The following is a 12,379-nucleotide window of genomic DNA, read 5'->3' as shown; positions in this document are numbered from 1 at the left end:
TTTCCCGTAATCGGGAGACACATCACGAGAGCGGAACGAACGAGGTCGGAATATGACCCGTCGTCCACTGCGTCCTCGCTGTGTTTTGCCTACCCGATCCCAAGGGGATCGTGCAGGGCTTTCAAAGGAACCACCAACCTGCCGAAGCAGGCCGGGGTATCAACATATCTGGCGTTGACTTTTGGCACGCTGTTGAGTTCTCAAGGAACGGACGCTTCCTTTGTACTCACCCCTGCGGGCTTTCCTCCGGGCGCTTCCCTTCGGTCTTGCGTTTCCGACTCTATCAGACTCTTTCGTGTCCGATTCCCGGTCGAAGCGGGTCAAGCGATTTCCGCTTTCCAGTTCTTCGCTTTCGCGTTTCCCTTTCCGGCGGCTCCGACTTTATCAGAAGTTCTGAGTCGGAATTTCCACCCCCTCTCGGAAGCTTCGGGGCGCACAGATGCGCTCGCTGCTTCCCGGTGAGGTGGAGACGTAAACGTACTGGAGCGGAGCGCCCCGATGCAAATCGGGGGCCCCGCTCCGGAGTTCGCGCCTGTCGGAGGGTCAGACCTCGACCACGACGGGGAGGATCATCGGGCGCCGGCGATAGGTGTCCGAGACCCACTTGCCCACCGTGCGGCGGATCAGCTGCTGGAGCTGATGCGGCTCCAGCACACCGTCCTGGGCCGACTTGTTGAGCGCATCCTCGATCTTCGGCACCACCGCGGTGAAGGCCGCGTCGTCGATGCCGGAGCCGCGGGCCTGGATGTGCGGACCGCCCACGATCTTGCCCGAGGTGCTGTCGACCACCAGGAACACCGAGATGATGCCCTCGTCGCCGAGGATGCGGCGGTCCTTGAGCGAGGTCTCCGTGACATCGCCGACGGAGAGGCCGTCGACGTACACGTAACCGGCCTGGACCTTGCCGACGATCTTCGCCTTGCCGTCGATGAGGTCCACGACCACACCGTCCTCGGCGATGACGATGTGGTCCTTCGGCACGCCGGTCAGGGCTCCGAGCTCGGCGTTGGCCCGCAGATGGCGCCATTCGCCGTGCACCGGCATCAGGTTCTTCGGGCGGCAGATGTTGTAGAAGTACAGCAGCTCGCCGGCCGAGGCGTGACCCGAGACGTGGACCTTGGCGTTGCCCTTGTGAACGACGTTGGCGCCCCAGCGCGAGAGGCCGTTGATCACGCGGTAGACCGCGTTCTCGTTCCCCGGGATCAGGGAAGAGGCCAGGATGACCGTGTCGCCCTGGACGATGCGGATCTGGTGGTCGCGGTTGGCCATCCGCGAGAGGGCCGCCATCGGCTCGCCCTGCGAACCGGTGCAGACGAGCACGACCTCGTCGTCCGGCAGGTCATCGAGGGTCTTGACGTCCACGACGAGCCCGGCCGGGACCTTCAGGTAGCCCAGGTCACGGGCGATGCCCATGTTCCGGACCATCGAGCGCCCGACGAAGGCGACCCGGCGGCCGTACTCGTGGGCCGTGTCCAGGATCTGCTGGATGCGGTGCACATGGCTGGCGAAGCTCGCCACGATGATGCGCTTCTGCGCATTGGCGAAGACGTTGCGCAGAACGTTCTGGATGTCCCGCTCGGGCGGTACGAAGCCCGGGACCTCCGCGTTCGTGGAGTCGGAGAGCAGAAGGTCGATGCCCTCCTCGCTCAGCCGGGCAAAGGCATGCAGGTCGGTGAGGCGGCCGTCCAGCGGGAGCTGGTCCATCTTGAAGTCACCGGTGGCGACGGCCATGCCCGCGGGGGTCCGGATGGCGACCGCGAGGGCGTCCGGGATGGAGTGGTTGACCGCGATGAACTCGCAGTCGAAGACGCCGATGCGCTCGCGCTGCCCCTCCGCCACCTCCAGGGTGTACGGCCGGATGCGGTGCTCCTGGAGCTTGGCCTCGATCAGCGCGAGGGTCAGCTTGGAGCCGATGAGCGGGATGTCGGGCTTCAGGCGCAGCAGGTACGGGACGCCACCGATGTGGTCCTCGTGGCCGTGCGTGAGGACGATGCCCTCGACGTCGTCCAGGCGGTCCCGGATGGTCGTGAAGTCCGGCAGGATCAGGTCGATGCCGGGCTGCTCCTCCTCGGGGAAGAGGACACCGCAGTCGACGATGAGCAGGCGGCCGCCGTACTCGAAGACCGTCATGTTCCGGCCGATCTCGCCGAGGCCGCCGAGCGGGGTGACCCGGAGGGCGCCCTTCGCGAGCTTCGGCGGGGTGCCGAGTTCAGGATGCGGATGACTCAAAAGACTCTCCTTACCACGCGCGCCACGTACCGCTTGGGCACGTGGCGCGCATGTCATTCGTGCACTTGCTGTTGTCTTGGGTGTCGCTGTACCGCGGGATTCCCCACGCGTTCAGCTGTGTTTCGCGTATTCAGTTGTGAAGTCCGTTGTCAGAGCTCTACCCCGCCGGCGGCGAGATCGATCTTGAGCTGGGCCGTCTCCTGCGCGGTCAACTCGACCAGCGGCAGGCGGAGCGGGCCCGCCGGGAGGCCTTGCAGCGTCAGCGCGGCCTTGGTGGTGATCACGCCCTGGGTGCGGAACATGCCGGTGAAGACCGGGAGCAGCTTCTGGTGGATCTCGGTGGCCTTCTGCACGTCGCCGCCGAGGTGGGCCTCGATGAGCGCCCGCAGGTCCGGGGTGACGACATGGCCGACGACGGAGACCACACCGACCGCGCCGACGGACAGCAGCGGAAGGTTCAGCATGTCGTCGCCGGAGTACCAGGCGAGGCCCGAGCGGGCGATGGCCCAGCTCGCGCGGCCCAGGTCGCCCTTGGCGTCCTTGTTGGCGACGATCCGGGGGTGTTCGGAGAGCCGTACGAGCGTCTCTGTGTCGATCGGCACACCGCTGCGGCCCGGGATGTCGTAGAGCATCACCGGCAGGCCGGTGGCGTCCGCGATGGCGGTGAAGTGCCGGAGCAGGCCCTCCTGCGGCGGCTTGTTGTAGTACGGGGTCACGGCCAGGAGACCGTGGACGCCGCTGCGCTCGGCGGTGCGGGCGAGCTCGATGCTGTGCCGGGTGTCGTTGGTCCCGATGCCGGCGACGATGTGCGCCCGGTCCCCCACGGCTTCCAGGACCGCCCTGACGAGCTGGTCTTTCTCCGCGTCGCTGGTGGTCGGGGACTCGCCGGTGGTGCCGTTGATGATCAGGCCGTCGTTGCCTGCGTCCACCAGGTGGGTGGCGAGCCGCTGCGCGCCCTCGATGTCGAGAGCGCCGTCCGCCGTGAACGGCGTGACCATAGCGGTGAGGACCCGCCCGAAGGGGGTCTGCGGAGTGGAGATCGGAGCCATGGGTAACACGCTACTCGCTGCTCGACGCACGGTGCCCCCTCGGGGGGACAAGCAAGAGGAGCCCGGCACTGCCTGCTCGGGGGTTCAAGCAGTGCCGGGTCCGTTTGATCAGCCTAGATGAACTTCTCGAAACGCCGCAATACGGACACCGCCCTATGGGGCGACACGTCCATTTTTGTTGAAGGCTGCATGGGTGAGCGGCATGAGCCGGGCCCAGTGGGCCTCCATCTGCTCGCCCACCATCTCGATCTCCCGCTGCGGGAACGAGGGCACCTTCGCCATCTCGTGCTGCGTACGCAGGCCGAGGAAGTGCATCAGGGAGCGCGCGTTGCACGTGGCGTACATCGTGGAGAACAGGCCGACCGGGAGAACCGCGCGGGCGACCTCGCGGGCCACGCCCGCCGCCAGCATCTCCTGGTACGCCTCGTACGCCTGCCGGTACGAGTCCTCCATGGCCCGGGTGGTGAGCGCGTGCTGCTCGGGCGTGCCCTCGACGAACTCGTACTTGCCCGGGCGGCCCTGCTGGATGAGCTTGCGGGACGTGTCGGGGACGTAGAAGACCGGCTGCAGCTCCCTGTAGCGGCCCGATTCCTCGTTGTACGACCAGCCGACGCGGTGCCGCATGAACTCGCGGAACACGAAGATCGGGGCGCTGATGAAGAAGGTCATCGAGTTGTGCTCGAACGGGCTGCCGTGCCGGTCCCGCATCAGGTAGTTGATGAGGCCCTTCGAGCGCTCGGGGTCCTTGGTGATCTCCTCCAGGGACTGCTCACCGGCCGTGGACACACGGGCGGCGAACAGCACGTCGGCGTCGCCCGCAGCGGATTTCACCAGGTCGACGGTGACGTCGCTGCGGAAATGGGCCTTCGTGGGCTCGGGGGTGTCGTCGGTCACCGACAGGGTCCTTCCAATGGCGTCGCGGGCGGCGACCACTCTACGGGCCGAGGTCAGGGCGTTTGACGGCGGCGTGGTTGGGGAACGTCTTTCCGGTTTTTTCTGATTTCATCGGGCGATTCGGGGCACCGAACGGGGTAGTCGAGCGTCTGACTGGATAGCACCACCCGAAAGAGACTCCGAGGAGAGCCACCCCATGTTCCGCCGGCGTGAATCCGTCCCGTTCTCGTTCGTAGCCGAGTCCGACCGGTTCCGCAGTAATGTCACCCCGCCTCCCCGCCCCCGCAGTACGGTCTCCGAGCGGGCGGGACGCGCCCTGATCGGCCTCGTCGTCGTCGGCGGCATAGCAGGGGCTCTGCTCCTCGGTCTGCCTGCTCTGGGCCCCGAGCAGGCGCCGGCACACACGCAGCAGACCGAAGCGGCGCACGGGCGCTGACCCGGACGGACCCCCTGGGGTGGTCGGTCCGGGCATCTCCTCGGTAGCCTCACCGGGCACAGCAATCGAGCGTGCTTGTGAGTGAGGATCAGTCGTGCCCCTGCCCTTTCTGACGGCCGACCGCGCGTTTGACGCGAACGCGGAGGACGTCGCGCTGCCGTTCGACGACCACGACAGCTGGCGGCGGCCCTACCGTCCCGGTCCGTGGCGGGTCGCCGCAGCGGCCGGTCTGCTGCTGCTCGCCTCGTTCATCCTGTTCGCCGGGATGATCATCGCGTTCGCCGGAGCGCTGCCCGGGGCGGGGGCGTGTCTCGCGCTCGGCCTCGCGATCATCCTGTGTGCCCTGCGGATGCTGCGCATCGGAGCCTGGGTGAGCCGGCACGGTGTGCGTCGGGTGGGCTTCTTCCGTACGACGACCGTTCCGTGGAGCCGGGCCACTGCCGTACGTACGGTGCAGCAGCCGGTGAAGTGGCTCGGGTTCCCCCGTACCGTGCAGGGCCAGGCGCTGATTGTCGTCCGCAAGGGCGGGGACGCGGTGCCGCCGCTGCTCACGGACTCCAACGCGGATTTTCTTGCGCGGGGGGAGGCGTTTGATCGTGCCGCGGACACGATCGAGGCGTGGGGGGACGAGTACCGGCCGCGGTAGCGGTTTCGCTGCGCGAGCCGTCCGGTGACTGAGGTGTCCTCAATCGCCGGACGGCTCTTTTTTGTCCTCAAACGCCGGACGGGCTGGAGTGTTCGCCCGACGGGCTGGGGTGCTCGCCCGACGGGGTGGAAACGCCTGCCCGGTGCAGGGCGATGGCTCGTTGCATGGCCTTGCGGGCTCGGGGGGTGTCGCGGGCGTCCTGGTAGGCGACGGCCAGGCGGAACCAGCAGCGCCAGTCGTCCGGGGTGTCCTCCGTCTCCTCGCGGCGGCGTTCGAACACCGCGTCGGCGGAGGCCCGGTCGATACGGCCGCTGGGGGTGCGCAGCAGCTCGTCGACGGGGAGGCCGCCCTCCGCGTCCAGTTCGGCGGCCAGGGCGTTGGCCCTGCGGACGAACTGGGTGTTCTTCCACAGGAACCACACGCCGATCGCCGGCAGGACCAGTACGGCGATCCCGAAGGTGACCGTGATGAGGGTGCCGTGCTTGATGAGCAGGACGCCGCGGCTGCCGACCAGGACGAAGTAGAAGACGAGGACGGCAGCGGTGACGACGTAAGTGATCTTTGCGCGCATGGCGGGGCCAGTCAGTTCAGGTCGAGGAAGTGTTCCAGGCCGAACGTGAGGCCGGGAGTGGTCACCACGCGGCGGGCGCCGAGCAGGATGCCGGGCATGAAGCTGCTGTGGTGCAGGGAGTCGTGCCGGATCGTGAGGGTCTCGCCCTCGCCGCCGAGCAGCACCTCCTGGTGGGCCAGAAGGCCGCGCAGGCGGACCGAGTGGACCGGGATGCCGTCGACGTCGGCGCCCCGTGCCCCGTGCAGCGCGGTGCTGGTGGCGTCCGGCTGCGGGGCGCAGTCCGCCTCGCGGCGGGCCGCGGCGATGAGCTGGGCGGTGCGGGCGGCGGTGCCCGAGGGGGCGTCGGCCTTGTTGGGGTGGTGCAGCTCGATGACCTCGACGGACTCGAAGTAGCGGGCCGCCTGCTGGGCGAACTTCATGGTGAGGACCGCGCCGATGGAGAAGTTCGGTGCGATGAGCACACCGGTCTCCGGGGAGGCGGAGAGCCAGCCGTCGAGCTGCGCGAGCCGTTCGTCGGTCCAGCCGGTGGTGCCGACCACCGCGTGGATGCCGTGGCCGACGCAGTATTCGAGGTTCTCCATCACCGAGGCGGGGGTGGTCAGCTCGACGGCGACCTGGGCGCCGGTCTCCGCGAGGGTTTCCAGCTTGTCGCCCCGGCCGAGTGCGGCCACCAGCTCCAGGTCGTCGGCGGCCTCGACGGCTCGTACCGCTTCGGCGCCGATACGGCCCTTCGCACCGAGGACGGCCACGCGCAGCTTGCTCATTGCTCTGCTTCCTTAGGAGTTTTAGGCGACCGCTTCGTGGAGACGCGCGGCCTGCTTGTCCTTGAGCGGTCCGATGACGGACAGCGAGGGGCGGTGTCCGAGGAGCTCGCCCGCGACGGAGCGGATGTCGTCCGGTGTCACCTCGCCGATACGGGCCAGCATCTCGTCCACGGACATCTGTTCGCCCCAGCACAGCTCGCTCTTGCCGATGCGGTTCATCAGCGCGCCGGTGTCCTCCAGGCCGAGGACGGTCGAGCCGGAGAGCTGGCCGATGGCGCGGCTGATCTCCTCGTCGCTCAGCCCGTCCGAGGCGACCCGGTCGAGTTCGTCGCGGCAGATCTTGAGGACGTCGTGCACCTGGCTCGGGCGGCAGCCCGCGTACACGCCGAACAGGCCGCAGTCCGCGAAGCCGGAGGTGTACGAGTAGACGCTGTAGGCGAGGCCGCGCTTCTCCCGTACCTCCTGGAAGAGGCGGGAGCTCATGCCGCCGCCGAGGGCGGTGTTGAGGACGCCCAGGGCCCAGCGGCGTTCGTCGGTGCGCGCCAGGCCGGGCATGCCGAGGACCACGTGGGCCTGCTCGGTCTTGCGGCCCAGGACCTCGACCCGGCCGGCGGTGCGCAGGGCGCGGGAGCCCTCGCGGGGCGCGGTCGGGACCGCGTCCGTACGGGAGAGGGCGCCGGCCCTGTCGAACGCCTTGCGGACCTGGCGTACGACGGTGGCGTGGTCGATGTTGCCCGCGGCGGCGACGACGAGCCGGGTCGGGTCGTAGTGCTTCTTGTAGAAGCGGGCGATCTGGCCGCGGTTCAGCGCGTTGATCGTGTCGACGGTGCCGAGGACGGGGCGGCCGAGCGGGGTGTCACCGAGCATGGTGTGCGCGAACAGGTCGTGCACACAGTCGCCCGGGTCGTCCTCCGTCATCGCGATCTCTTCGAGGATGACGCCGCGCTCGGCGTCGACGTCCTCGGGGGCGATCAGCGAGCCGGTCAGCATGTCGCAGACGACGTCGATGGCGAGCGGCAGGTCCGTGTCGAGGACCCGCGCGTAGTAGCAGGTGTACTCCTTCGCCGTGAAGGCGTTCATCTCCCCGCCGACCGCGTCGATGGCGGAGGAGATGTCGAGGGCACTGCGCTTGGCGGTGCCCTTGAAGAGGAGGTGTTCGAGGTAGTGCGTCGCGCCGTTCAGTGCGGGCGTCTCGTCGCGCGAGCCGACGTTCGCCCAGATACCGAAGGTGGCGGAGCGTACGGAGGGCAGGGTCTCGGTGACGACGCGGAGGCCGCCGGGGAGGACCGTACGGCGGACCGTGCCGATGCCGTTGCTGCCCTTGAGAAGCGTTTGGGTACGGGCGACGGCCCGCCCCTCCGAGGAGGGGCGGGCCGTCGTCGCGGAACTACGGGACGTCACTTGTCGGTGTCGTCCTTCTTCTCGTCCTCTTCGCCCTCGATGACGGGGACGAGGGAGAGCTTGCCGCGGGAGTCGATCTCGGCGATCTCGACCTGGACCTTGGCGCCGACGCCGAGAACGTCCTCGACGTTCTCCACGCGCTTGCCACCGGCCAGCTTGCGGATCTGCGAGATGTGCAGCAGGCCGTCCTTGCCCGGCATGAGCGAGACGAACGCACCGAAGGTGGTGGTCTTGACGACCGTACCCAGGTAGCGCTCGCCGACCTCCGGCATGGTCGGGTTGGCGATCGCGTTGATCGTGGCGCGGGCGGCCTCGGCCTGCGAGCCCTGCTGGGCACCGATGTAGATGGTGCCGTCGTCCTCGATCGTGATGTCGGCGCCGGTGTCCTCCTGGATCTGGTTGATCATCTTGCCCTTGGGGCCGATGACCTCACCGATCTTGTCCACCGGGATCTTGACGGTGATGATCCGCGGGGCGTTCGGGGACATCTCGTCCGGGACGTCGATGGCCTCGTTCATCACGTCGAGGATGTGGAGGCGGGCGTCGCGGGCCTGCTTCAGCGCGGCGGCCAGGACCGAGGCGGGGATGCCGTCGAGCTTGGTGTCGAGCTGGAGCGCGGTCACGAACTGCTTCGTACCGGCGACCTTGAAGTCCATGTCGCCGTACGCGTCCTCGGCACCGAGGATGTCGGTGAGGGCGACGTAGTGGGTCTTGCCGTCGATCTCCTGGGAGATCAGGCCCATGGCGATGCCGGCGACGGCGGCCTTGAGGGGCACACCGGCGTTCAGCAGGGACATGGTGGAGGCGCAGACCGAACCCATGGACGTCGAACCGTTGGAGCCCAGGGCCTCGGAGACCTGGCGGATCGCGTAGGGGAACTCCTCGCGGGACGGGAGGACCGGCACGATCGCGCGCTCGGCGAGCGCGCCGTGGCCGATCTCGCGGCGCTTGGGCGAGCCCACGCGGCCGGTCTCGCCGACGGAGTACGGCGGGAAGTTGTAGTTGTGCATGTAGCGCTTGCGGGTCACCGGGGAGAGGGTGTCCAGCTGCTGCTCCATGCGGAGCATGTTGAGGGTGGTGACGCCCAGGATCTGGGTCTCGCCACGCTCGAACAGGGCGGAGCCGTGCACGCGCGGGATGGCCTCGACCTCGGCGGCGAGCGTACGGATGTCCGTGACGCCGCGGCCGTCGATGCGGACCTTGTCCTTGATGACGCGCTCGCGGACCAGCTTCTTGGTCAGCGCGCGGTAGGCACCGGAGATCTCCTTCTCGCGGCCCTCGAACGCGGGGAGGAGCTTCTCGGCCGCGATCTCCTTGATGCGGTCGAGCTCCGCCTCGCGCTCCTGCTTGCCGGCGATGGTGAGCGCCTTGGCGAGCTCGGTGCTGACGGCCTTGGCGAGGGCCTCCAGGACGTCGTCCTGGTAGTCGAGGAAGACCGGGAACTCTCCGGTGGGCTTGGCGGCCTTGGCGGCGAGGTCGGACTGGGCCTTGCAGAGCACCTTGATGAAGGGCTTCGCGGCTTCCAGACCGGCGGCGACGACCTCTTCGGTCGGGGCCTCGGCGCCGTCCTTGACGAGCTGGATGGTCCTCTCGGTGGCCTCGGCCTCGACCATCATGATCGCGACGTCGCCGTCCTCCAGGACGCGGCCCGCGACGACCATGTCGAAGACGGCGTCCTCGAGCTCGGTGTGCGTCGGGAAGGCGACCCACTGGCCCTTGATCAGGGCGACGCGGGTGGCGCCGATCGGGCCGGAGAAGGGCAGGCCCGCCAGGATCGTGGAGGCGGAGGCGGCGTTGATCGCGACCACGTCGTACAGGTGGTCGGGGTTGAGCGCCATGATCGTCTCGACGATCTGGATCTCGTTGCGCAGGCCCTTCTTGAAGGAGGGGCGCAGCGGGCGGTCGATCAGGCGGCAGGTGAGGATCGCGTCCTCGGAGGGGCGGCCCTCCCGGCGGAAGAACGAGCCGGGGATCTTGCCGGCGGCGTACTGCCGCTCCTCGACGTCCACCGTGAGGGGGAAGAAGTCGAGGTTGTCCTTGGGCCGCTTGGAAGCGGTGGTGGCCGACAGCACCATGGTGTCGTCGTCCAAGTACGCGACGGCGGAGCCGGCGGCCTGCTTGGCCAGGCGGCCCGTCTCGAAGCGGATGGTGCGGGTGCCGAAGGTGCCGTTGTCGATGACGGCCTCGGCGTAGTGGGTCTCGTTCTCCACTAGTGAATTCTCCATACTCGTCGTCTTTCGTCCGGGCGCCCGTGTGGCGCCGGACGGAGCGGAGAAGCGCGCAGTCTCTGCGGGGCCGGTCTTCGATCGAAGCTCCCGGGCATTGTCCCGGGGGCCACTACCGAGGACCGGCGGCGGCCGTGCGGCGCCTCTCCTCGTCTGTTGTTGTACGTCCAGGTTACTGAGGTTCCCCCCGGTACCGCACGTACGGCAAAGGGAGCGGCTCCCCGAGTCAGGGAACCGCTCCCTTGCGCAGCGTCCTTACTTGGCGCCGCCGGCCGCACCGCGGCGGATGCCGAGGCGGTCGACGAGCGCACGGAAGCGCTGGATGTCCTTCTTGGCCAGGTACTGCAGGAGGCGGCGACGCTGGCCGACCAGGATCAGCAGACCACGACGGGAGTGGTGGTCGTGCTTGTGCGTCTTGAGGTGCTCCGTCAGGTCCGAGATGCGGCGCGAGAGCATGGCGACCTGGACCTCGGGGGAACCGGTGTCGCCCTCCTTCGTCGCGAACTCGGTCATGATCTGCTTCTTCGTAGCGGCGTCGAGCGGCACGCGGTACTCCTCTTGGTGTTCGATGCGCCCACGAGTGCCCCTGGTCTGGTTCTCAGGGGAGCTTGGGTGACTCGGGAGCGAGGGTCCGATGAGCGCAGTTCCCAGAGCGAACCGGGAACGCGTACACAAACGGCCACAGCCAGACTACCAGCCGCCCGGACCGGCCCCGCCGGCCGTCAGCCGGTGAGCGCCCTCGCGCGCGCGTAGAGGTCCAGGACGGCGAGGCAGAGGGGGACGAGGGAGAGCAGGAGCGCGCTCTCGGCCAGGTCCAGGAATCTGCCCCAGAACGGGGAGAGGCCTTTGCGCGGGACGGTCGCCCCGGCGGCGGCGAGGAGCAGGGCGCCGACGACGAGCGCCGCGCACAGTCCGGTCGTACGGGGGTACAGGGCCGGGTCGTCCCTCTGGCCGGTGAGGGCGAGGCCGGCGACCGGGGCGGCGAGCGCGCCGATGCCCGCGACCAGCAGGCAGGCGACCTGGGCGGTGTAGCGGAAGAGGCGGGCGCGGAGCAGCAGCGCGAGTCCGGCGGCGAGGGCGAGGAGCCGGGCCCAGGTGTTGTCCGAGGCGCCGAGGACGGCGGCAGCGGCGGCGGCCAGGCCCGCGCAGCCCCCGGCCAGGCCGAGCAGCAGTTCGTGGCCGCGCCTGGCCCGGTCCGCGACGAGGCGGGTGTCGACGGGGGTGGCGGACGGGTCCTCGTGCGCGTCGTCCTCCTCGTCGAAGGGGCCCGTGGGCCGGGGCGGCGCGTACCCGATCGGGAGCCGGGCGAAACGGGCGGAGAGGCCGGGCAGGAACGCGATGAGGCCGAGGGCCGCGGGGACGCAGACGGCGGCCGTGGCGGTGGCGGACGCCTCGGTGAGGATCGCGGCGAACGCGGCCAGCGCTCCGGCACCGGCGAGGAGGGCGGCACCGGCGAAGGGGGCGTCGCCGCACGGGGCGAGTGCGGTGAGGGCGGCCGAGACGACGAGGACGGCGGCGCAGCCGAGCAGGAGCTGAAGCCGGCCCGCTCCCCCGCCCGGGTCCGGGGCGATGAGGCCGGAGCCGCCGAGGAGGACGAGGGGCAGGGCGCCCAGGCCGAGTGCGGCGGCGGTGACGCGGTCGGCGTGGACCCGGGCGCGTACGGCGGCGAGGGTGGCCGACAGGAGTCCGGTGACGCCCGCGACGGCTCCCGGCGGTCCGTGCAGGTCGTGGCGGACCGGGTCGGCCCGCCACAGGACGAGGGCCGCCAGGAGGAGGAGCAGGGCGCCTGCGGCCGGGGCGGCGCCGCGCAGCAGGTCGTCGCTCCACAGGCGGCGGTCGTGGCCGGTGGCCGAGGCGATGGCGTCGGCGACGTCGTCGTAGACGGGCGGGGGCAGCGAGGCGGCGAAGGGGCGCAGGGTGAGGATCTCGCCGTCGAGGACGCGTTGTGCGGCGAGGGTGCGGTCGCCGTCGAGGACCGTTCCGTCGAGCCGCACGAGGTGGTGGCCGGGGGGTGCGGTGCCGGGTGCGGCGGGTCCGCTGAGGCGCAGGATCTCGGGCCAGATGTCGGCGGCGGCGATGTTCTCGGGCAGGGCGACGTCGATGCGGGTGTCGGGCGTGACGACGGTGACGCGGCAGAAGCCGGTCGTTGCGGTCGGACTCACGT

At 69.5% G+C, this 12,379-nt stretch carries 11 protein-coding genes; 2 read left to right on the top strand and 9 right to left on the bottom strand.

What is annotated here, in order from left to right; translation table 11 throughout:
* Positions 1-543 precede the first annotated feature (543 nt).
* The 3 genes from OHS17_RS25125 to thyX form a co-directional block, all read right to left on the bottom strand.
* Positions 544-2,229 carry a ribonuclease J gene (locus OHS17_RS25125; protein WP_018102298.1) on the bottom strand — a complete coding sequence of 562 codons (1,686 nt, stop codon included), beginning with the start codon at positions 2,227-2,229 and terminating at the stop codon, positions 544-546.
* A gap of 149 nt (positions 2,230-2,378) precedes the next feature.
* Positions 2,379-3,278: a 4-hydroxy-tetrahydrodipicolinate synthase gene (dapA, locus tag OHS17_RS25120; protein WP_020207390.1), complete on the bottom strand. Its 900-nt coding sequence runs from the start codon at positions 3,276-3,278 to the stop codon at positions 2,379-2,381.
* Positions 3,279-3,431: 153 nt separating this feature from the next.
* Entirely contained in the window at positions 3,432-4,172 is a 741-nt protein-coding gene (gene thyX / locus OHS17_RS25115) for an FAD-dependent thymidylate synthase (protein WP_018102300.1), read from the bottom strand.
* A gap of 196 nt (positions 4,173-4,368) precedes the next feature.
* On the opposite strand from thyX, the gene OHS17_RS25110 reads away from it, so the two are divergent.
* On the top strand, positions 4,369-4,608 hold the full coding sequence (locus OHS17_RS25110; protein WP_330313971.1) for a hypothetical protein: 240 nt from the start codon (positions 4,369-4,371) through the stop codon (positions 4,606-4,608).
* Between the two features lie 94 nt (positions 4,609-4,702).
* Complete coding sequence (locus OHS17_RS25105) at positions 4,703-5,254, top strand: hypothetical protein (protein ID WP_018102302.1); 552 nt, start codon at positions 4,703-4,705, stop codon at positions 5,252-5,254.
* 67 nt (positions 5,255-5,321) lie between these two features.
* On the opposite strand, the gene OHS17_RS25100 is transcribed toward OHS17_RS25105, so the two are convergent.
* The 6 genes from OHS17_RS25100 to eccD form a co-directional block, all read right to left on the bottom strand.
* The gene (locus tag OHS17_RS25100) at positions 5,322-5,825 is read right to left on the bottom strand and encodes a tetratricopeptide repeat protein (RefSeq protein WP_330313970.1); all 504 of its coding nucleotides are present in this window, start codon (positions 5,823-5,825) and stop codon (positions 5,322-5,324) included.
* A gap of 11 nt (positions 5,826-5,836) precedes the next feature.
* Positions 5,837-6,589: a 4-hydroxy-tetrahydrodipicolinate reductase gene (gene dapB, locus OHS17_RS25095; RefSeq protein ID WP_330313969.1), complete on the bottom strand. Its 753-nt coding sequence runs from the start codon at positions 6,587-6,589 to the stop codon at positions 5,837-5,839.
* A 21-nt stretch (positions 6,590-6,610) separates the two neighbouring features.
* Positions 6,611-7,990 carry a M16 family metallopeptidase gene (locus OHS17_RS25090; protein WP_330313968.1) on the bottom strand — a complete coding sequence of 460 codons (1,380 nt, stop codon included), beginning with the start codon at positions 7,988-7,990 and terminating at the stop codon, positions 6,611-6,613.
* Positions 7,987-10,200: a polyribonucleotide nucleotidyltransferase gene (locus OHS17_RS25085; protein ID WP_330315345.1), complete on the bottom strand. Its 2,214-nt coding sequence runs from the start codon at positions 10,198-10,200 to the stop codon at positions 7,987-7,989. The genes OHS17_RS25090 and OHS17_RS25085 overlap by 4 nt, the downstream gene beginning before the upstream one ends.
* Before the next feature lie 270 nt (positions 10,201-10,470).
* Positions 10,471-10,761, bottom strand: coding sequence for a 30S ribosomal protein S15 (rpsO, locus tag OHS17_RS25080; protein WP_018102307.1), 291 nt, complete (start codon positions 10,759-10,761; stop codon positions 10,471-10,473).
* Between the two features lie 176 nt (positions 10,762-10,937).
* The gene (eccD, locus tag OHS17_RS25075; protein WP_330313967.1) at positions 10,938-12,377 is read right to left on the bottom strand and encodes a type VII secretion integral membrane protein EccD; all 1,440 of its coding nucleotides are present in this window, start codon (positions 12,375-12,377) and stop codon (positions 10,938-10,940) included.
* Positions 12,378-12,379: the final 2 nt, after the last annotated feature.

Origin of the sequence: Streptomyces sp. NBC_00523 (assembly GCF_036346615.1) — a bacterium.
Taxonomy (GTDB): domain Bacteria; phylum Actinomycetota; class Actinomycetes; order Streptomycetales; family Streptomycetaceae; genus Streptomyces.
Note: the sequence above shows the minus strand (reverse complement) of the source record. Positions and strands in the feature narration are given on the sequence as shown.

Bases quoted from the DNA above. Each gene is read 5' to 3' on its own strand.
- OHS17_RS25100 (WP_330313970.1), bottom strand. From the start codon at position 5,825: ATGCGCGCAAAGATCACTTACGTCGTCACCGCTGCCGTCCTCGTCTTC.
- OHS17_RS25110 (WP_330313971.1), top strand. From the start codon at position 4,369: ATGTTCCGCCGGCGTGAATCCGTCCCGTTCTCGTTCGTAGCCGAGTCC.
- dapB (WP_330313969.1), bottom strand. From the start codon at position 6,589: ATGAGCAAGCTGCGCGTGGCCGTCCTCGGTGCGAAGGGCCGTATCGGC.
- dapA (WP_020207390.1), bottom strand. From the start codon at position 3,278: ATGGCTCCGATCTCCACTCCGCAGACCCCCTTCGGGCGGGTCCTCACC.